This is a genomic window from Nostoc sp. DSM 114167 (genome assembly GCF_052692655.1).
In genome coordinates this window covers 2427212-2449153 of the sequence record NZ_CP195116.1, presented here as the reverse complement: position 1 = coordinate 2449153, position 21942 = coordinate 2427212, and the positions used below count along the sequence as shown (strand labels likewise).

The following is a 21942-nucleotide window of genomic DNA, read 5'->3' as shown; positions in this document are numbered from 1 at the left end:
CAGCAGGCATGAAATGGCTAAGAAAGAAGAATAAGCACCAGCCATCACTTTCATTAGAGGAACAACGAGCCGAAAAGTTGGCAGAATTAGGCGCTCAACTTTGGGCTTTGCGTCAAGAACAGGGTTTATCTCTAGAGCAAGTGGTTGCATTGACCAGGATTCCCCGACGATTATTGCAGGCGATCGAAGAAGGTAATTTAAACGATCTACCAGAACCAGTCTATATTCAGGGTTTGATCAGACAATTTGCCGATGCACTAGGCTTGAATGGAGTAGAATTTTCTGGCACTTTTCCGATCAGTTCTGCACAAGTTAGTCCTCTAAGTAGGGGGAATACTTCACCCCTAGCTCAACTGCGTCCGATTCATCTTTACTTTCTTTACATATTCCTAATAGTATGCTCTGTAAATGGGTTATCTCAGTTATTAAATAACGCCTTACTACAAGCAAGTAATAGCCCAAACCAGCAATATCCAAAACAAAAGTCTGTTGTTAAACCAGAAATAGCTCAACTAAAAGAGTCAACACAGGTACAACCTGTCAGCGATACCCTGAGCGGTGTCCAAAAGAGACAGGTTGTACAGGTTGGTGTAACTTTGAAAGCCTCATCTTGGATTCGTATAGTAGCTGATGGCAAAACCGAGTTTGAGGGTATTCTGCCAGAGGGAACTCACCGAGTTTGGAAAGCCCAAGAGCAACTGACAGTGAAAACTGATAATGCTGGTGGGGTGTTGGTGAGCGTCAATCAAGAGAAAGCCAAGGAAATGGGAGAGCCAGGGAAAGAGGAAGAAGTTAGGATTGCTGCCAAGCCTAAGTTTTAAAATATGAGGCATGGGGCATGGGGTGTTAGGAGTGCTGAGTTAGGAGTTAGGAGTTAGGAGTTAAGAGTTAAGAGTTAAGAGTTAGGAGTTTTGTTTATCTCCTTGTCCCCCTGCTCCCTTGCTCCCCTGCTCACTCAGCCCCACTCCTTACTGGACTTGATCTTCCGGAGCGCGTCCATTGAGTTTAGTAAGAGCTTTCAAGCGATATCGCGCAATTCGTCTGTTATCGCTCCTGCTCGATAGCGCCACTCCCAGTTCCCCTCAGCAACACTGGGAAAATTCATCCGCGCTTCGTTTCCTAATCCCAAAATATCTTGCAAAGGAATAATCGCTTGGTTGGCTACAGAACTCAAAGCTAGGCGAATTAAATCCCAGTGAATGCCATCAGGGCTGATAGAACCTAAATAAAGCAACAAGTTTTGCTTTTCCTCGTCCTCAGCTGTATTGAACCAGCCTATAGTTGTATCATTATCGTGAGTCCCGGTATAAACTACAGCATTGTGCGGATAATTGAATGGTAAAAATGGATTAGCGGAATCAGCACTAAAGGCAAATTGCAAAATTTTCATCCCCGGAAATTCATACTTGTCTCGCAGCGCTTCTACCCCTGGTGTAATTACTCCTAAATCTTCTGCTAAGACGGGTAGCTTGCCCAACTTTTGCCGAATCACTTCAAAGAAAGCATCTCCAGGCGCTTCCACCCATTTACCATTTATGGCAGTTTTTTCACCTTGCGGCACAGCCCAATAAGCCTCGAAGCCGCGGAAGTGGTCAATACGAATTATATCTACATAATCCAGCATTGCCTCAAAGCGCTGTACCCACCACTTAAAGTCTTGTTTTTGCAATTCCTCCCAGTTATAAACCGGGTTGCCCCACAATTGACCGGTGGCGCTAAAGTAATCTGGTGGAACTCCTGCCATTAGGGCAGCAGCTCCTGTCTCTGGATCTAAGCAAAACATGTTGGGATGCGCCCACACGTCGGCACTATCATGAGATACGTAGATGGGGATATCGCCAATAATACTAATGCCGCGCATATTAGCGTAACTTTTTAGTTCTGACCACTGGCGGAAAAACTCAAATTGGACGAATTTGTAATAATAAATCTCTCCGTTGAGCCGATGCTGTACTTGCTCCAATGCTTGTGGGTCGCGCTTGACAAATTCTGGTTTCCATGAGTGCCAGTTTGCATTGTCGTTGGCATCTTTCAGCGCCATAAATAAGGCGTAATTATCTAGCCAATAAGCTTTACTGTCGCAAAAACCTGCAAACTCTTTTTGCTGAATGGGCGTAGCATTGGCTCTAAAGTTGTCACAGGCTTTTTTGAGTAGCGCAATCTTAATCGGCACAACCTGCTCGAAATCGACCTTTTCTACCGGGAATTCTGGTAAATTAGCAAAGTCTTCCTCAGATAGTAAACCTTCTTCTAAAAGCTTTTCTGGGCTAACTAACAGAGGATTTCCTGCCATTGCTGAGTAGCACATATACGGAGAATTGCCGTATCCAGTGGGGCCCAGTGGTAAAACTTGCCAATATTGTTGATGGCTTTCTTTAAGAAAATCAATGAAGCGATAGGCTTCTAAGCCTAAATCCCCAATGCCAAATCGACTGGGAAAGGAGGTAGGATGCAGCAAAATGCCACTGGATCTAGGAAAAGGCATAAGTAACCTGAATTATGAGAATTATGAGAGGGAGCAATTGTCTGATGGAAACGCTAGGCGATCGCATCGAATTTATCACGGAACGGTATTTGCAGGGGAAAGTCATTTGTCATTTGTCATTTGTCATTTGTTCTTGGTTAATGCCCAATGCTCACCTAATTAATCCAAAATCCAAAATCTAAAATCCAAAATTGTATGACTTACCGAAATCCTACACCGACAGTTGATATCATTATTGAACTAGTAGATCGACCTCATCGGCCAATAGTGTTAATTGAAAGACATAATCTACCTTTAGGTTGGGCTATTCCTGGTGGTTTTGTAGATTATGGCGAAGCGGTGGAAGTGGCGGCCCGGCGCGAAGCTCAGGAAGAGACGGGTTTACAGGTAGAATTAGTTGAACAATTACTGGTATATTCTGACCCAAATCGCGATCCGCGTCAGCATACGATTAGCATTGTGTTTTTGGCGACAGCTACGGGGGAACCAAAGGCTGGAGATGATGCTAAGGGCGTAGGCATTTTTGAGTATTGGCGTGTCCCTGGTAATTTATGTTTTGACCACGATCGCATTCTGCGCGATTATTGGCGATATCGGCATTATGGGATACGTCCGAGGTTGGGGTAAGAAGGACGAACCGCAGAGGCGCAGAGGTCACGCAGAGAAGAGGGGAGAGGAATACCTGTGACACAAAATTTTTGTGATTATACTGTGTCAGTGGTATTCAAAGGTGCATTATGGACGCTGAGGAACTTTTAAAACAATATGCAAAGGGTAAACGAAAGTTTGATTCAATAAATCTCAGAGGGGTAGACCTCAAAGGTGCAAATCTGAGTGAGATAGACCTAACAAGTGCAGATTTGACGGGAGCGGATTTAAATAATACCAACCTTAGTAAGGCATGTCTTAAAAGTACAAATCTCACCAGGGCATCTCTGACAAGCGCAAACTTAAGTGGTTTGGTGGAAAGTTCTAGTTTAAATTTGAGTTGGGCAGACCTAGATAATGCCAATTTGAGTGATGCTACCCTAAATTCTGCCAATTTAACTGAAGCTTCTTTCAAAAAAACAAATCTCGTGAGAGCTAACCTTAGTGGTGCAATTTTAAGTGGCGCTAACTTTTTTGAAGCTGATTTGAGCCAAGTAAACCTAATTCAAGTACATTTCAGAGATACCAATTTGCAGGGAGCCAAAATTCGGGGTGTTAATTTATCTCAAAAGAATTTGTCTGGGATGAATATGGCTGAGGCTGATCTAGGTGCAGCAAATCTTAGAGGCGTAAATTTCAGAAAAGCCTGTCTAAAAGGGGCAAATTTAGAGAGAGCGGATTTACAACAAGCGGATTTAATGAAAGCAAATTTGAACGGAGCAAATCTTAGAAAAGCTGACCTAACTGGAGCTAACATTTACGGTGCCAATCTTCAAGATGCAGACCTGACTGGTGCGATAATGCCAGATGGAGAAGTCTACAGACCGATCGCTTCTCAGGTAGAAATCGATAAACAGGAAACATCGCTAGAGAAAGTAATATCTATGACCCGTAAAGTAATTAATACTGATAACGCACCCGCACCAGTCGGCCCTTATAATCAAGCGATCGCAGCTTCAGGTCAATTTGTATTTATCGCTGGACAAATTGCTATCGATCCCCGCCTTGGTGATGTCGTCTACACTGATGATGTCAAAAAACAAACTGAGCAGGTATTAGCTAATCTTGAAGCCATCCTCACAGCAGCCGGTGCGACTTTTCAAGATGTGGTGAAAACCACTGTATTTTTAGCTGATATGAATGATTTCGCGGCGGTGAATGCCGTTTATGCTAAATATTTCCCGGAAGATACAGCTCCAGCGCGGGCTTGTGTGCAAGTATCGCGCTTACCGAAAGATGTGTTGGTAGAGATTGATGCGATCGCTGTGATTGGCGGTTAGGAAAAATAGAACAATTGACAATTGTAAGTATTTTTGAGTGTTCGCTTCTGATGAATGCGATCGCCTTTACAACTTTGGGAATACTGAAATTAAGTACCCTAGAGGAGTATTAAAAATGGCAGAAAATCGTATCAGTGCCAGCCTAGACCCAGCAGACAAAGAAGCAGTCATGCAGGCGATCGCTACAATTAGAGAAAAGTTACCGTTTTTGGTTGATTTGACCCCTGAAGATCGGCGAACAATGCTGAAGATGGGAGATAAAAGTCGGGCTTTTGTCAGCAAAGCCTTACAAGTGGCAACACAAAACCCTAACTTTTTGCCTCGTTACTTTGATTTAGAAGAAATGCGCCGGGACTTGGAAATATATGAGGACTTGTATCCGGTGCTGTTGTCTCTAACGCAACTGCAAGAATTGGTGGATGATACCTGTATAACTGCTGCTAGTGAAGCGTATGCAGCAGCATTAGCAGTTTATAGCTACGCCAAAGCTAGCGGTGATGTCGCAGGTTTAGATGCAGTAATTGATGAGATGGGACGCAGGTTTAACCGCCGTTCTAAGAAGAAGCAATCCGAAGTACCAGTTAGCTAAAACTTGAAACAGGCAATTATACCAGTTGTTAACTTGGTAAAATACACGTCATTTGTAGGGGCATAACATTGTTATGCCCTTTTTGCGTCTTGAATTCAAAGATTTTTGAAACCCACGCAGGTGGGTAAAGTCTCGTGTAGCCGCGATTTCTATAGTGCATCTCATTAATCTAAAATACACTTTGACCTCTCTCCAAACCTCTCCCATACAAGGGGAGAGGCTTTAAATCTTACTCCCCTTCCCTTGTAGGGAAGGGGCTGGGGGTTAGGTCTATATTAGACTCCACCGATAAGCGCTAATTCGCCAAGGCATTTTTGAGCCTCAGAAGGTCAACGTCGAGCCTCAGAAGGTCAACGTCGAGCCTCAGAAGGTCAACGTCGAGCCTCAGAAGGTCAACATTGAGCCTCAGAAGGTCAACGTCGAGCCTCAGAAGGTCAACATTGAGCCTCAGAAGGTCAACGTCGAGCCTCAGAAGGTCAACGTCGAGCCTCAGAAGGTCAACGTTGAGCCTCAGAAGGTCAACATTGAGCCTCAGAAGGTCAACTCATAAAAATTACCTAAAAAAATTTAATAAATTACGAAATACACTTTGTATATTTAGTAGTTATTCTGTAGGCATTAGCACCTCAAAATTAAATCTTGTAATGAACCCACAAAACAAGCCCAAGAGTCTACAAGATATTCGTAAGCAGCGCCAGCAATCAGGTTTTGTGGGTCGTGAAGACCAAGTAAACCAATTCCGCCAAAATTTAACATTACCTCCAGAAGACGATCGCCGTCGTTTTTTGTATAACATTTGGGGTGAAGGCGGGGTTGGTAAAAGCACACTTATACGACAGTTTCGCAAAATTGCTGAACAAGCAAAAAATATTACGGCTTATATAGATGAAGCCGAGAAAACTGTACCAGAAGTGATGGGTCGTCTAGCTGAAGACTTGGAACGGCAAGGTCACAAATTGCCGCAGTTTACCGAACGCTACAAAGTTTACCGTCAGAAGCGCCAAGAATTAGAAACCGATCCAGATGCTCCTCAAGGTTTTTCGGCTTTTGTAGGCAAAACTATAGTTAAAACTGGTGTGCGTCTGGCGCGTCAAGTTCCTGTTGGCGGTGCTGTATTTGACTTTGTAGATGAGGATGCTTTGGCTACCCAAGCCGGAGAATGGGCATCTTATGTTGCAAAAAAAATCACAAATAAAGATGAGGTACGCTTAATTCAAGAACCTGTGGAAGTCCTGACCCCACTATTTTTACAAGATATTTTTAAAATTTGTGAGAAAACTGCTATTGCTTTGTTTTTTGATACTTATGAACGCACCGGGGAATTCTTAGATAACTGGTTACGAGAAATTCTGGAGGGTCGCCACGGTGAAGTATCTTTCAATATATTAATAACTATTGCTGGTCGGCAGGAATTAGATAAAAATCTTTGGACAGGCAACGACGGGTTAATAGTTAGTTTTCCTCTAGAACCCTTTACAGAAGAAGAAGCCCAAAAATATCTCACTCGCAAAGGCATCACTAACAATAAGCATGTTGAAGAGATTTTACGCCTTTCTGGAAACTTGCCCTTGCTAGTGGGAATGCTAACAGACGCTTATCAAAATAACCCTAACCAAATAATTGAGCCTAGCAGCAGTGCTGTAGAACGCTTTTTAAAATGGGTTGATGACCCCAAACGGCGACAAGTAGCTCTTGATGCTGCCATTGCTCGGAGCTTGAATCGGGATATTATCGCTCAGTTGAAAGGAGAACAAGAAGCTGATGAGCTATTTACTTGGCTAAAAGAAATATCCTTTGTCAACGAACGTACTGACGGCTGGGCTTATCACGATGTCGTCAAAATGCTAATGTTACGCCACAAGCGCCTATCATCACCGCAAGGTTGGGCTGAGATACATGGCAAGCTGGCAAATTACTACGACACCCTGCGGAACGATCTGCAATTAGAAGAAGAGAAGAAACAGCGCGATCCTAGCTGGCAAAGTCACACTTTAAATGTGTTGTACCACAGCTTATGTCAGTCACCACAAAAGAGTTTATCTCTAGCTCTCAATGAATTTCTCGTTGCACTCAAAAATCAACGTAAATTTGCCCAACAATTGGCAGAAACGATGCTTCAGGCTGGTAAAGATGCTGATTCTGCTGAAGTTAAGCGGTGGGGTGAACAACTAACTAATGGGTTAAAAGCTTATAAAGAAGACCGTTATCAAGTCACGGTTGAAATGTTTACCGCAATCTTACAGAATCCCAGCATTCAGATACAATGGCAACCTATTGCTCTAGGTTGGCGCGGTAGAACTTATCACTTAATGAAGCGTTATGAGGAAGCACTGCAAGACTTAAACCGCGCCATTGAACTTGACTTGAATTACGAGTGGGCGATCGCCAGTCGCGGTATAACTTACTTTTTAATGGAGCGTTATTCTGAAGCGCTACAAGATTTTGACCGCGCTATTAAACTCAATCCCAATCCCGAATCTGACACGGTGTTCGCATTCCGCGGTATAAATTACTTTTTAATGGAGCGTTACTCTGAAGCGCTACAAGATTTTGACCACACTATTAAGCTCAATCCCAAATACAAGTGGATGATTGCACTTCGCGGTGAAATTTACTACCAATTGGAGCGTTACTCAGAAGCCCTACAAGATTTTGACCGCGCTCTTGAACTTGACTCCAAGCTCAACGGGGCGATCATTGCACGTCGCGGTGAAATTTACTACCAATTGGAGCGTTACTCAGAAGCCCTGCAAGATTTTAACCGCGCTCTTGAACTTGACTCCAAATCAGACACAGCGCTCGCACTTCGCGGTGAAACTTACCGCTCAATGAACCAATACACAGAAGCTCTACAAGACTTTGACCGCGCCATTGAACTTGACCCTAAACTTGACTGGGCGATCGCAAGTCGCGGTGAAACTTACCGCTTAATGGAGCAATACACGGAAGCTCTACAAGACTTTGACCGCGCCATTGAACTTGACCCCAAATCTGCCCGGGCGATCGCAAGTCGCGGTGAAACTTACCGCTTAATAAAGCAATACACGAAAGCTCTACAAGACTTTAACCGCGCCATTGAACTTGACCCTAAACTTGACTGGGCGATCGCAAGTCGCGGTGAAACTTACCGCTTAATAAAGCAATACACGAAAGCTCTACAAGACTTTAACCGCGCCATTGAACTTGACCCCAAATCTGCCCGGGCGATCGCAAGTCGCGGTGAAACTTACCGCTTAATAAAGCAATACACGAAAGCTCTACAAGACTTTAACCGCGCCATTGAACTTGACCCTAAACTTGACTGGGCGATCGCAAGTCGCGGTGAAACTTACCACTCAATGGAGCAATATACGGAAGCTCTACAAGACTTTGACCGCGCCATTGAACTTGACCCTAAACTTGACTGGGCGATCGCAAGTCGCGGTGAAACTTATCTAATGCTTAAACTGTATAATGAGGCTCTTGCAAATTTCAACCGCGCTATTGATTTAGATTCTGACAGTAATTGGTATTTGTATAATCGTGCTTTAGCCTACCTAGTCCTTAACCAACCAGACAAAGCACGAACTGACCTAGTGCTTGCCATCAAGCTTGCTAAACAGAATTACGAAAAAGATACTAAAGACTGGTTTAATGCTTTTAATTTAGCCCTTTACTACTTGGCTGCTAATTATACTCAACCAGCAGAGCGGTTATATCGCTATGCCTTATCTAAAGGTGTTTCCTCAGAATCTATTGGTGGAGCTATGCAAGACCTAAATAACTTTTTAACTGTCTTCCCTGACCATCTGCAAGCTACATCCATGCGACAGTTGTTGCAGTCTTCTCTAACTTAGGTCATGTAATTTCTACTAGAAATATTAAGCGATACCTACGCTTTTACAACAGTACCTTTCTCATGAGAAGCTGTAGGCGATCGCTAATACCAATTCACGAAAATTCTGATACATATAGATTTCTTGTAGGGGCATGGCATTGCCATGCCCTTACCAGCATATTTGTATCATTATTAAAGTGAAATGGTATAGAACCCATTTGAGATATATACAGGAGGGCAATCGAATTTGGCTGAACTACGAGCTAAGTTACAAATTTTATAGATTGATCGTCAGGATTTTTTTCTTGCTTTTTTTGTCGCTCAACACGACTGTATTGTAGGGTAATGTATCCGTTCCCAGCGGAATTGGCAGCTTAAAACTGGGGCTTTTATGATCGAGTTCGCCTAAATCAATGCTTTTGGTTATATCGCCATCTGTTGCAAGATTTGCGGTAAGTTCGCCTTTATAATCTTCAATTAAAAAGTCTCTAAAGAAAACGACTTCCCCACCCTCAGGATCTATACCAAGGATGACCGTACCGCTGAAAGTTGCGCCTTTTCGTTCTTCATCAACCGTTGCCATTGGGATTTCCGAGGGGTCTTGACCGGACTTATTTGCCATAAACTTTTTCCTGGGCGAATTCTCAACAATTGAAAATGATTTTACAAGAGCGCTATGGGCGATCGCAAAACTCTCAAGACGTATTTCTGCATCGGTCTTGCAAATGTATAGCCAAGTTACTTCTGGTTATACGCCTAATTGGAAGATTGAGTAGGGATGAGTAGGGGCCCAAAGCGATCGCGAAGCGTTGCTGCAAAGCAGATCGCATCGCAGAAACCTGATAGAGGGGAGACGTTGAGAAGTTTCCGCATAACTTGATCCGACCTTGCCTCGGCAGTAGAGTGCCCTTAGAGGTTGTTTGAAAAGTGGTTGGCTGTGATTTTAGGCACTTATTGATCCCCCCAACCCCCCTTAAAAAGGGGGGCAAAACCTTTCAAAGTCCCCCTTTTTAAGGGGGATTTAGGAGGATCTAGAACGTTTTGCTACCAAGAAGAGGATTTTTCAAACATCCTCTTAGGCCCTTCCCAGTAATAAAATCTTCAAGATAGTAAAAGATGTCAAATGGGTTCTATAAGGCAATTTCCGTTAATAAATCTACTGCCGCCGTTGGTTTCGACTTCTCTGCGAGACACTACGCGTAGCTTGCTTCCCCGGAGGGTTACGCTCAACCAACTAAGGGATCGAGAGTTGAGCAAACTTGTACTGAGCGAAGTCGAAGTAATCGAAACTCGTCAACCTGGGCATTTTTGAGCCTCAAAAGGTCAATGTCGAGCCTCAGAAGGTCAACGTCGAGCCTCAGAAGGTCAACATTGAGCCTCAGAAGGTCAACACATAAAAATTATCTCGAAAAAGTTTAGTAAACTCCGAAATACACTTTGTATATTTGGTAGTTCTGTTTATAGACATTAACGCCTCAAAATTAAATCTTGTTATGAATACCCAAGACAAGCCCAAGAGTTTACAAGATATTGTTAAACAACGTCAACAATCAAATTTTGTCGGTCGTGAAGACCAAATAAACCGATTTCGCCAAAATTTAACATTACCCCTAGAAGACGATCGCCATTGTTTTCTGTTTAACGTTTGTGGTCAAGGCGGAGTTGGTAAAACTACCTTGCTGCGGCAGTTTCGGAAAATTGCTGATGAAGCAAAAATGATTTCGGCTTGCATTGATGAAGCTGAAAAAACTATACCAGAGGTCATGGGTCATATAGCTGAGGAGTTAGAACAGCAAGGTTACAAACTAACGCAGTTTAGCGATCGCTACAAAGTCTACTGCCAAAAGTGCCAAGAATTAGAAACAGATCCAGATGCTCCTCAAGGTTTTTCCGCTTTTGTTGGGAAAACTATGGTAAAAACTGGTGTGCATCTGGCGCGTCAAGTTCCCGTTGGCGGCGCTGTATTTGACTTTGTAGATGAAGATGCTTTAGCCACCCAAGCCGGAGAATGGGCATCTTATGTTGCTAAGAAAATAACCAATAAAGATGAGGTGCATTTAGTTAAAGAACCTAAAGAAGTTCTGACCCCGCTATTTTTGCAAGATATTTCTAAAATTGCTGATAAAACTACTGTTATCCTGTTTTTCGATACCTCAGAACGCACCGCAGAATTCCTAGAGAACTGGCTACGGGAAATTTTTGAGAATCAACACGGTAAAGTATCTGCCAATATATTAATGATTGTTGCCAGTCGGCAAGAATTAGATAAAAATGACTGGGCATCCTACGAAGGATTAATAGCTCGTTTGCCTCTAGAACCGTTTACAGAAGAAGAAGCCAAACAATATCTAACTCACAAAGGCATTACGGACAGTCGGATTGTTGAAGTAATTTTAAACGTTTCTGGAAACTTACCCCTGCTAATGGAAATGTTAGCAGATGCTCATCCCAATCACCCCAACCAGATAATTGAGCCTAGCAGCAGTGCTGTAAAAAGCTTTTTAAGATGGATTGACGATCCCAAACGGCGACAAGTGGTGCTTGATGCTGCCATTCCTCGGTGCTTGAACCGGGATGTTATAGCCAAGTTAAGAACAGAAGAAGAAGCTGATGAGCTATTTACTTGGCTCAAAGAAACATCTTTTATCAACGAACGTAGCAACGGCTGGGTTTATCATGATGTCGTCAAAGCCCAAATGTTATGCCACAAACGCCTTTCATCACCGCAGAGTTGGGCTGATATACATGGTAAGTTGGCTCAATATTATGACAACCTGCGAAACGATTTGCAATTGGAGGAAGATCAGAAACAGCGCGATCCTAGCTGGCAAAGTCACACATTAAATGTTTTTTACCATAAATTATGTCAGTCACCGCAAAAGAATTTACTTCTAGCTCTTAATGAATTTCTTGCTCTGGTCAAAAATCAACCCACTTTTGCTCAACAATATGCAAAAATCATGCTTCAGGCTGGTAAAGATGCGGATTCTGCTGAAGTTCAACGTTGGGGTAAGCAATTAGTAAATGGGTTAAAAGCTTATGAGGAAAAACGTTATGAAGATGCTGTGTATAATCGTGCTTTAGTCTACTTAGCTCTTAAACAATCAGACAAAGCACGGGCTGTGATAGTGCCTGCTATCAAGCTTGCTACAGAGCATTGTCAAAAAGATCCCAAAGACTGGAGTAATACCTTTAATTTAGCCCTTTACTATTTGGCTGCTCAATACACTCAACAAGCAAACCGCTTATATCGCCATGCCTTATCAGAGGGTGCTTCTTCAGAATCTATTGGTAAAGCTATCCAAGACCTCAATAACTTTTTAATTCTCTTCCCTGACCATCTGCAAGCTACATCCATCCGACAGATGTTGCTGTTTTGTCTAACGAAGTCATGTAATTTGCAACCTACTCTGCAAGAAACCCACAAATCCCAACAACAAACTGCTAATCAATTTCCTCTCTCATAATGCAAGTCCATTTGAGTGGACTTACATTATGAGCCTGGGATTTCCACCTCTGGCACAGAAACGGGTAAGCGCAATATCTCAGCTAAGTTGCATTCGAGAGACTGGCGGCTGAACGCAATTACACAAAAATATGAAGCGGTTTTTCCTTTCTCATGAAAAAGTGTTGCGATCGCTCAATCTAATTCTGTATCTAAATGAGACACTACGCATAGCTTGCTTCACCGTAAGAAACACAATCCAAAATTTAAAATTCAAAATGATATCAGCCAGCTAAGGGATTTCCAAATAAAAAAATATTCCATCGCTTTTAGGGCAGAGGGGGCAGGGGGCAGGGGGCAGGGGGCAGGGGGAGGAAAAGTTGTTTTGATTCCAAAAATTGGACAATTTATTTTTTGGAGTTCCCTAAAAACGCGATTTGTCTAAATCCACTCAAATCCCTGTGTGGCTAAAAATTCTTTAGCTGGTTCCAAAATATCTTTACTTAAAATCAGTTTGACTTTTGGCGAACTAACATACAAACGAAAACGCTCAATAAATAGTTCGTTAGCAGGTTCAATTTTCCTAATGGCACTCCAGGGAATCAACAACGGCGTAAGTCCAAAGCTAAACAACGGGAAAATACTCAAATAAATCCCTTGAGAATTCGTACCAACGTTTAAAGTTCCTTTGTAATACGCCAAACCCACAGAACCGCTTTGCATTCGAGAGAAGTTTTGTGGCGGCGCTTCTTGGGTGCTGTAGAGTTTAGCAAGGCGATTCCAGTCATGACGGAATACAAAAATCATGACTATCGTGCTAAGTGGGAAAAAAACGATGTATATCCACTGCGGGGTGTGTGGCATTTGCTTTTAAGTCATTGATGATTGACGCTTCCACTGTAAGCGATGTCTAACAACAAGCCTCAGTGCGTCTACGTATTCATCAATCAACCACATTCCCTTGAATCTTTTTAAATTATCGAAGCATCCCAGTCAAAAATTGCTTAATAAAAATCCTTTTCATTCAAAAAACTGGCCTTAATTAAAGCCAGTTTTTTGATTTGATTGCAAACTTCTAGCGGGCTTTACGGCCGAGTATTAACGGAACACACTTGAGAAGATATTATTAAGCTTTCTCATCGAAATGTCAAGATTTTATGAACTACTTCCCCAAAGTTTGCCATTAGATATCGCTACTTCCCTTAAATTCTCAGGCTGTGCTGATAAATTTTTGTCGCCAAAATGCTGATTCATCAAGGCTGGAACCTGTGCAGCTTGAATTCGGCTATGGCGGGTTTTATCTGGCATTACTAAATTCGGCCCGGCTTTACAGTTCTTCATACAACCAGTGCCCTTGATTGTAACTTGGTCTTCTAAACCGCGATCGCTTAAAGCTGCCTCCAACGCCTGACAAACTGCTTTACCACCGCGTTTCATACAATCAGACTTTTGACACACCAAAATCGTGGCCTTAGTCTTAGCTGGTTTTACCTTGACATTATCAATAGATGGGGGTTCTTGGATTGGTGCGATCGTTTGAATTGTTGCCGTTTCAGAACGCGCCGCCATCACACGTTCAGCTTTGAGTGTAACTTTGTCTTTTTTTATATCGTATTCTTTATAACCAACAACTTGTAGCCAAGTACCTGCTGGTAGCCGCAAATCAAAAGCAGCCCGTAAGTGTTTAGCGAGTTTAACGTAGCATTCACCCTCATGAGTACTTAGCAGTAAACCTTTCAGCTTATAGCCGTCTTTTATAACAAAATCTATAAATCTGCCCTCAAGGCAAAATTTTGATACTTCCAGATTGTGAGATGCACCCATTTTTTAACCTCCTTTTAACTAATACAAGCTGTCAAGCGAGATATTCTCAGCAGTAGCAAAAAATTAGAACTGTTGATAACGACTTTTCCAGCAACACTCAAGAGTCCAAATTTGGTCTTGACGAGAGGCTGTAAATCGCCGTACTACACTCCAAAGTTGAACAGCCGCAGTCGGATTGCTAATTTCAACTTTTAATGGCTGGTTAGCCGCACAAATACAAGGAATGTCTAACTCCTCTAAGCGTTGATAGACTTGCCAGCGGTCTACCCAATTCACCTCTACAAGGTGGTTTATTTCTATTTCTGAACTATACGATTTCAAGAGAATTGCCCTCAAAGTGCAACAAACTTGTAGTAACTACGGCCATTTAACTTCCTGCTTTTTGAAAATCTTAGTAATCTAGCCTCTTAAAACCAGCATACCTTAAGTGCAAACAATTCTCATTAATTTTGCAAAAAAAATAAAATTCTTGCAATCATCCCATGAGAGAGATCCGGTAAATGACAAGGAGTATTAGGACGAGAAGGCATTTACTCCTTTATCTCCCCTCACTCCCCTCAGGAGGTATACACACTTAACTGTTCATGTCAATAGTAATGAGAAAGATACACAACTCGATGAGCGTGCCATAATCCAGCAAACAATAAACTTAAGAATTTTAGTAAACAAAAATACAAAATCTTGTAATGGCAAATTGGCTTGCTCTGATTGTGAAAATGTTAATATGTAAAGAATAAGCAGTTAAAATCTATAATTGCTAAATAGCGAGGAGAACAATGTCTGAAACGCAAACTTTGTTACGGAATTTTGGTCATGTATATGACAATCCTGTATTGCTGGATCGCAGTGTAACTGCTCCAGTTACAGAAGGATTTAACGTTATATTAGCTAGTTTCCAGGCACTGTACTTGCAGTACCAAAAGCATCATTTTGTAGTTGAAGGCTCAGAATTTTACTCTCTGCATGAGTTTTTTAACGAAAGCTACAACGAAGTACAAGACCACGTTCATGAAATTGGAGAACGTTTAGATGGACTGGGTGGTGTACCAGTAGCTACCTTCAGCAAACTAGCAGAATTAACCTGTTTTGAGCAAGAATCTGAAGGCGTATATTCCTCTCGCCAAATGGTGGAAAACGATCTAGCTGCCGAACAAGCAATCATTGGCGTAATTCGCCGCCAAGCTGCTCAGGCAGAGAGTTTAGGCGATCGGGGCACACGCTATCTGTACGAAAAGATTTTGTTGAAAACTGAGGAACGTGCCTATCATTTATCTCACTTCCTTGCCAAAGACAGCTTAACTTTAGGGTTTGTCCAAGCAGCTCAAAGCTAAAATTCTCATAATCTAGATTTGTCTACCTAGACTGAAAAAAAACTTGGCAGCACCAACTATTAAAATAAGATAAAAAATGGCAGAGAATAGTATCCCTATTCTCTGCCATTTTTAATTTAAGTAAACATATTTATATAATATTTAACGTTGAAAATATTTAGCAATTAGCTAGTTAAAATAAATTTTTATCTAAATAATCTATTTGTGCATAAATAAGCAGACAGATATATACCAAAATAAACGATCGTTTATCACAAAATTCATCAGATTAAATAATAAAGATTCGCAAAATCTTTAGAAATTTGAGCATCATAATTAAATAAAATTAAAAATACAAAATAATAATTGGGCGTTAAGAGTGCTGAGTTAGGAGTTAGGAGTTAAGAGTGCTAAGTGCTGTTAGCGGAAGCGGGGCGTTTAGCCCGTGCTGAGTTAGGAGTTAAGAGTTTTGTTTATCTCCTTGTCCCCTTGTCCCCGTGTCTCTTTTCTCCCCTGCTCCCACTTCGGCTACGCTCAGTGACCACCTGCCCCTCGTTCACTGAGCGTAGCCGAAGTGCTGCTCCCCTGCCCCTCTGCCTCCTTCCTGTCATCAAACTTAGAAAACTTAATAATAAAAAGCACCAGAGGGGGTAAAGACCCTTAAAATGATCAGGATTTCTATTTTCGTATTCCAAGGCAACGACTATGCCCCGCCGTGACGACCTCCAGAAGATTCTGCTGTTAGGTTCTGGTCCAATTGTGATCGGACAAGCCTGTGAGTTTGACTACTCTGGCACTCAAGCCTGCAAAGCGCTCCGAGAAGAAGGCTATGAAGTGGTTTTGGTCAACTCCAACCCTGCAACGATTATGACCGATCCGGAAACGGCCGATCGCACTTACATTGAGCCGTTGACACCGGAATTGGTCGAAAAAGTCATCGAAAAAGAACGCCCTGATGCTCTTTTACCAACGATGGGAGGACAAACCGCCCTCAACATCGCTGTTGCTTTAGCCAAAAATGGGGTGTTGGAAAAGTACAGCGTTGAATTAATCGGCGCTAAACTCCCAGCGATCGAAAAAGCTGAAGATCGAAAGCTGTTTGGTGAAGCAATGGCAAAGATCGGAGTAGCTGTGTGTCCTAGCGACACAGCCGAATCTTTAGAAGAAGCCAAAGCTGTTGCTCGCCAAATTGGTAGTTATCCCCTAATTATTCGTCCAGCTTTCACAATGGGTGGAAGTGGCGGCGGCATTGCCTACAACCAAGAAGAATTTGAAGAAATGGCACAAGTAGGTATAGATGCCAGTCCTGTTTCGCAAATTCTCATTGACCAGTCTTTACTCGGCTGGAAAGAATATGAACTCGAAGTGATGCGTGACTTGGCAGATAACGTGGTGATTATCTGCTCCATCGAAAACCTTGACCCGATGGGCATTCACACCGGAGACTCAATTACCGTCGCTCCCGCGCAAACCCTCACTGATAAGGAATATCAAAGGCTGCGGGATATGGCAATTAAAATCATCCGCGAAATCGGTGTGGAAACTGGTGGTTCTAATATTCAATTTGCCATCAATCCGCTGAATGGCGATGTGGTTGTAATTGAGATGAACCCGCGCGTTTCCCGCAGTTCAGCTTTGTCTTCCAAAGCCACGGGTTTCCCCATCGCCAAAATGGCTGCAAAATTGGCTGTGGGCTACACCTTGGATGAAATTAAAAATGACATCACCAAGAAAACTCCCGCGTCTTTTGAGCCGACAATTGATTATGTGGTGACAAAAATCCCCCGCTTCGCCTTTGAAAAATTCCCCGGTTCCGACCCAGTGCTGACAACCCAAATGAAATCAGTTGGGGAAGCGATGGCAATTGGGCGGACATTCAACGAATCCTTTCAAAAGGCACTGCGATCGCTCGAAACCGGACGCGCTGGTTGGGGTTGCGATGGAGCCGAAAAATTACCCAGTGGCGAACAAATTCGCGCCCAACTGCGGACACCTAACCCCGATCGCATTTTCTCCGTGCGCCATGCCTTGCAACTAGGAATTAGTGCTGAGGAAATATATGAACTGACTGGTATTGACCCGTGGTTCCTAGATAAATTTCAGCAACTCCTAGATATCGAAAAATTCCTGAAGCGGACAACTTTACAGCAATTGACAAAAGAGCAACTTTATGAGGTGAAGCGAGACGGATATAGCGATCGCCAGATTGCCTATGCCACCAAAACCACTGAAGATGAAGTTCGCGCCTACCGCAAGTCACTAGGAATTATCCCAGTTTATAAAACCGTAGATACCTGCGCGGCTGAGTTTGAAGCCTTTACCCCCTACTACTATTCTACCTACGAAGAAGAAACAGAGGTAATGCCTGCAACCAAGCCAAAAGTGTTGATTTTGGGTGGTGGTCCCAATCGCATTGGACAAGGAATTGAGTTTGACTATTGTTGTTGTCATGCCGCTTATGCTTTGAAGGATGCAGGCTATGAGACGATTATGGTTAACTCTAACCCAGAGACAGTTTCGACAGATTACGATACCAGCGATCGCCTTTACTTTGAGCCGTTAACAAAAGAAGATGTTCTTAACATCATCGAAACTGAAAATCCAGTCGGGGTAATTATCCAGTTTGGCGGACAAACCCCCCTAAAGTTAGCTATCCCACTCCAGCAGTTTCTCAGCACTCAAGACTCAGGACTCAGCACTCAAATTTGGGGGACATCGCCAGATTCCATCGATATGGCAGAAAACCGGGAGCGGTTTGAAAAGATTCTCCAACAGTTGAATATTTCCCAACCGCCCAATGGTATCGCGCGGAGTTACGAAGATGCGCTGATTGTTGCTAAACGCATTGGTTATCCAGTGGTAGTGCGTCCCAGCTATGTGTTGGGGGGACGGGCGATGGAAATCGTTTATTCCGATGCTGAGTTGGAACGCTATATGACCTTTGCGGTACTAGTAGAACCAGAACATCCGATTTTAATTGATAAGTTTTTGGAAAACGCGATTGAAGTCGATGTCGATGCGATCGCCGACCATACAGGAAGAGTGGTAATTGGTGGTATTATGGAACACATTGAGCAAGCTGGAATTCACTCAGGAGATTCTGCTTGTTCCTTACCTTCCATTTCCCTATCACCAGCAGTTCTCAATCAAATTCGTACTTGGACGATACAGCTAGCACAAGCATTGTCAGTTGTAGGGTTGATGAATATTCAATTTGCCGTTGTCGGTGCAAGCAGCTATTCTCCCCAAGTTTACATTTTAGAAGCCAATCCCCGTGCTTCTCGCACAGTGCCATTTGTATCTAAAGCTACGGGCGTACAGCTAGCGAAACTAGCATCCTTAATTATGTCGGGTAAAACCTTAGAGGAGCTAAATTTTACAGAGGAAGTCATTCCTATACATATTGCTGTAAAAGAAGCTGTATTGCCCTTTAATAAATTCCCAGGAACTGATACAATATTGGGCCCAGAAATGAGATCCACTGGTGAGGTGATGGGGATTGATAGCGACTTTGGCCGTGCCTTTGCCAAAGCGGAGATGGGTGCTGGGGAGCGTTTACCGCTAACGGGAACTGTATTTGTATCAATGAGCGATCGCGATAAAGCTGCTGCAAGTGGTGTGGTGAAAGAATTTATCGATTTGGGCTTTACAGTGATGGCTACCCTTGGTACACGTCGAGTTCTTCTGGAACATGGGTTAAATGTTGAATTAGTGTTAAAACTCCATGAAGGTCGTCCCCACGTCCTAGATGCGATCAAAAACCAGAAAATCCAACTTATTATCAACACACCTTCCGGGGAAGAAGCCCAGACTGATGCTAGGTTAATCCGCCGCACAGCTTTAGCTTACAAAATTCCCATCATTACTACCATCGCCGGCGCAAAAGCTACCGTCGCCGCCATCCGTTCCTTACAAAATACGACTTTGGATGTAAAAACTATTCAAGAGTATTGCCCTCTCTAAGAAGTAGGGGGGCAGGGGGCAGGGAGCAGGGGAGCAGGGAGATGAGGGAGTGAGGGAGTGAGGGAGTGAGCGGACAAGGAGATAAACAAAACTCCTAACTTCTAACTCTTGTACAGACGCGATTAATCGCGTCTCTACTCCTAACTCCTAACTCAGCACGGGCTAAACGCCCCGCTTCCGCTAACAGCACTCAGCACTCAGCACTCCCAATGCCCCATACCCAATTCCCGATTTACAATTCCCAGAAAAATTAAACAATTGTTAGAAGAGAATGAATATAGTTCTCATTGAGATACTTTAACAAATATGAGGAAAATTATTTGAATTAGATATTTTCTTAAATTAACTTTTAGTCAGCCTTAAGATAGAGGCCAACATTCGATGAACTGGAATAACCAGGAAATTTCATGTCGCCATCTAGCCAAAATCTTCTCATAAATGTTACAATTGTTAATAGGAGTTTCATAAAAAATGTTTAAAAAGCAACTTTTTATCTAACTGTAGATACTTGTGAAAAATAGAAAATAACTGTAGTTTTAGCAGTTAAGAAGCCTAAATTTGATTATTATGAGCAGCCGAGTTTCTCAGGCGCGTAAGTTGCAAACCATAGCACAGGTTCCCAGTCTGACTGGGTAGCACCCTAATAAATAAAGAAAGCATCTATCCCTTAATGACCCTACCGCCAACCCCATCATTACCAAAGAGTAGCGCCATGAAGACCGCTCAGACAGCCACAGACCTCGTGCGGACTTACCTGCGTGAGATTGGCCGCGTGCCACTTTTAACCCACGAGGAAGAGATTTTCTATGGTAAACAAGTGCAACGTTCCTGCGCTTTGCACGAATCAAGAGAATCTCTTGCCACCCAGCTAGGTTATCAACCGACTCTAGAAGAGTGGGCCAAAGCAACAAACCTAGAACCAGCAGAGTTAAACGAAGCGATCGCTGATGGTGAGATTGCCAAGCGTAAGATGGTAGAAGCCAATTTGCGGCTGGTAGTCTCCGTTGCCAAAAAATACATCAAACGCAACGTCGATTTATTGGACTTGATCCAAGAAGGTAGCATTGGTATGCAACGGGGCGTAGAAAAGTTTGACCCCACCAAAGGGTACAGATTTTCTACTTATGCCTATTGGTGGATTCGACAAGCTATTACTCGTGCTATAGCTGAAAAAGCTCGTACCATTCGGTTGCCGATCCATATTACCGAAAAATTAAATAAGATTAAAAAGGCACAGCGCCAATTGTCTCAAAAGTTGGGACGCGCTCCTACGGCTGGGGAGCTAGCTCAAGAATTAGAATTGACGCCCAAACAAGTGCGAGAGTATTTAGAAAAGGCGCGTTTGCCTCTTTCCTTGGATTTGCGGCTGGGTGATAACTACGACACCGAACTCGGAGAAATGCTGGAAGATCCAGGCGCTTCTCCCGAAGAGTTTGTTATGCAATCTTCTCTATCTTATGACTTAGATCGTCTGATGGGCGATCTCACGCCACAACAGAGGGAAGTAATCACACTGCGCTTTGGCTTAACTGATGGGCAAGCTCTGACTCTGGCTAGAATTGGTGAAATATTGAACATCAGTCGAGAACGAGTCCGACAAATTGAACGGGAAGCCTTAAGCAAACTTCGCAAGTCTAAAGCCAACATGGATGAATACTTGGCAAGTTAGTCATTTGTCATTAGTCATTTGTCATTAGTTATTAACAAAAGACTAAAGACCAATGACTACTGACCAATTGGTGAGAAAATACGCTGACTTTGGTACGGTTACACCTACTTCCACTCTGACGCTAGGCTGTTACATTAGTTGACAGGAAGACAAAATAACTAAGTCAAATCCAAAACAAACATTTAATATTCAAATCACAAGCACCGCAGCTAATAGTGGTAGTTAAGGAGCTAAAAAATGAGTAACCCATCCAATCGTGTCTCAGAATTTTTTAATAGCGAAGCAGAAACTAACGATTTACTATGGCAGTACGTTAAATCCTTAAGTCCAGAGACAGTTACCCAGCTATCCAAACCCACGTCTGCCGAAGTCTTTCAGGTGATGGAACGGAATATTACAGGACTATTAGGTAATCTACCTTCAGAACATTTTGGTGTTACTGTCACCACAAATCGGGAAAATCTAGGTAGGCTTCTTGCTTCTGCGATGATTAGTGGTTATTTCTTACGTAATGCCGAACAGAGAATGAACTTTGAAATGGCTTTACAAGGATCTGAAACTGACAACAGCGAAATTGACTAGAAATGTAAAATAAATTCAATATTGTTGGGTTGATAGCTAGTCAAGAGCTAGTCATAGTTACGGCAATACGAATTGAAAATAAGTCTCTGCGAAATCTTTGCCGCTAATTCTCAATCATGCATCAGCTAAGTTTTTTGAAAATATCCAAATAGTGACGAATTCAGGTTGAAATTTCAACGCAGAGGAACGCGGAGTCTTTGATTTCGCTTCTCTGTGAACTCCTGTAATTTTTTGATTAATTCAATCAATTATATGATGTCAGGCTAGTTAGTTAGAACTTGCGAACCTATGCAGAAAGCATAAAAATTCCTGCCCCCTAAGTCTCTGCGG

General features: G+C 42.8%; 15 protein-coding genes and 1 pseudogene. 11 read left to right on the top strand and 5 right to left on the bottom strand.

Going from position 1 to position 21942, the window contains the following annotated elements:
• The first annotated feature begins 8 nt into the window (after window positions 1-8).
• Entirely contained in the window at window positions 9-821 is an 813-nt protein-coding gene (locus NSTC731_RS10505) for a helix-turn-helix domain-containing protein (protein ID WP_445630752.1), read from the top strand.
• A gap of 147 nt (window positions 822-968) precedes the next feature.
• Here NSTC731_RS10505 and malQ read toward each other — a convergent pair.
• Window positions 969-2485: pseudogene (gene malQ / locus NSTC731_RS10500) on the bottom strand (4-alpha-glucanotransferase).
• Between the two features lie 44 nt (window positions 2486-2529).
• On the opposite strand from malQ, the gene NSTC731_RS10495 reads away from it, so the two are divergent.
• The 5 genes from NSTC731_RS10495 to NSTC731_RS10475 all read left to right on the top strand — a co-directional run bounded on the left by NSTC731_RS10495 (window position 2530) and on the right by NSTC731_RS10475 (window position 8838).
• Complete coding sequence (locus tag NSTC731_RS10495) at window positions 2530-2667, top strand: hypothetical protein (protein ID WP_445630751.1); 138 nt, start codon at window positions 2530-2532, stop codon at window positions 2665-2667.
• 13 nt (window positions 2668-2680) lie between these two features.
• Entirely contained in the window at window positions 2681-3112 is a 432-nt protein-coding gene (locus NSTC731_RS10490) for an NUDIX domain-containing protein (RefSeq protein WP_445630750.1), read from the top strand.
• A gap of 110 nt (window positions 3113-3222) precedes the next feature.
• Window positions 3223-4413: a Rid family detoxifying hydrolase gene (locus tag NSTC731_RS10485; protein ID WP_445630749.1), complete on the top strand. Its 1191-nt coding sequence runs from the start codon at window positions 3223-3225 to the stop codon at window positions 4411-4413.
• Between the two features lie 115 nt (window positions 4414-4528).
• Window positions 4529-5002 carry a hypothetical protein gene (locus NSTC731_RS10480; protein ID WP_445632058.1) on the top strand — a complete coding sequence of 158 codons (474 nt, stop codon included), beginning with the start codon at window positions 4529-4531 and terminating at the stop codon, window positions 5000-5002.
• Between the two features lie 644 nt (window positions 5003-5646).
• Window positions 5647-8838 carry a tetratricopeptide repeat protein gene (locus NSTC731_RS10475; RefSeq protein WP_445630748.1) on the top strand — a complete coding sequence of 1064 codons (3192 nt, stop codon included), beginning with the start codon at window positions 5647-5649 and terminating at the stop codon, window positions 8836-8838.
• Between the two features lie 258 nt (window positions 8839-9096).
• On the opposite strand, the gene NSTC731_RS10470 is transcribed toward NSTC731_RS10475, so the two are convergent.
• The gene (locus tag NSTC731_RS10470; protein ID WP_445630747.1) at window positions 9097-9441 is read right to left on the bottom strand and encodes a hypothetical protein; all 345 of its coding nucleotides are present in this window, start codon (window positions 9439-9441) and stop codon (window positions 9097-9099) included.
• An 871-nt stretch (window positions 9442-10312) separates the two neighbouring features.
• Between NSTC731_RS10470 and NSTC731_RS10465 the strand changes: the two genes are divergently transcribed.
• Complete coding sequence (locus NSTC731_RS10465; RefSeq protein WP_445630746.1) at window positions 10313-12286, top strand: hypothetical protein; 1974 nt, start codon at window positions 10313-10315, stop codon at window positions 12284-12286.
• Window positions 12287-12705: 419 nt separating this feature from the next.
• Here the strand turns inward: NSTC731_RS10465 and NSTC731_RS10460 are convergent, their stop codons facing one another.
• The 3 genes from NSTC731_RS10460 to NSTC731_RS10450 form a co-directional block, all read right to left on the bottom strand.
• Entirely contained in the window at window positions 12706-13071 is a 366-nt protein-coding gene (locus NSTC731_RS10460) for a hypothetical protein (RefSeq protein WP_445630745.1), read from the bottom strand.
• Between the two features lie 348 nt (window positions 13072-13419).
• Window positions 13420-14088, bottom strand: coding sequence for a (2Fe-2S) ferredoxin domain-containing protein (locus tag NSTC731_RS10455; RefSeq protein ID WP_445630744.1), 669 nt, complete (start codon window positions 14086-14088; stop codon window positions 13420-13422).
• A gap of 63 nt (window positions 14089-14151) precedes the next feature.
• Window positions 14152-14409: an Asr1405/Asl0597 family protein gene (locus NSTC731_RS10450; protein WP_445630743.1), complete on the bottom strand. Its 258-nt coding sequence runs from the start codon at window positions 14407-14409 to the stop codon at window positions 14152-14154.
• A 455-nt stretch (window positions 14410-14864) separates the two neighbouring features.
• Between NSTC731_RS10450 and NSTC731_RS10445 the strand changes: the two genes are divergently transcribed.
• The 4 genes from NSTC731_RS10445 (at window position 14865) to NSTC731_RS10430 (ending at window position 21612) form a co-directional block, all read left to right on the top strand.
• A complete protein-coding gene (locus NSTC731_RS10445) occupies window positions 14865-15419 on the top strand; it encodes a Dps family protein (RefSeq protein WP_445630742.1) in 555 nt (184 codons plus the stop codon).
• A 684-nt stretch (window positions 15420-16103) separates the two neighbouring features.
• On the top strand, window positions 16104-19361 hold the full coding sequence (gene carB / locus NSTC731_RS10440; protein ID WP_445630741.1) for a carbamoyl-phosphate synthase large subunit: 3258 nt from the start codon (window positions 16104-16106) through the stop codon (window positions 19359-19361).
• A 712-nt stretch (window positions 19362-20073) separates the two neighbouring features.
• Window positions 20074-21030, top strand: a complete 957-nt coding sequence (locus NSTC731_RS10435) for an RNA polymerase sigma factor, RpoD/SigA family (RefSeq protein WP_322686662.1) — start codon at window positions 20074-20076, stop codon at window positions 21028-21030.
• Between the two features lie 237 nt (window positions 21031-21267).
• Window positions 21268-21612: a DUF760 domain-containing protein gene (locus NSTC731_RS10430; protein ID WP_322698271.1), complete on the top strand. Its 345-nt coding sequence runs from the start codon at window positions 21268-21270 to the stop codon at window positions 21610-21612.
• Window positions 21613-21942: the final 330 nt, after the last annotated feature.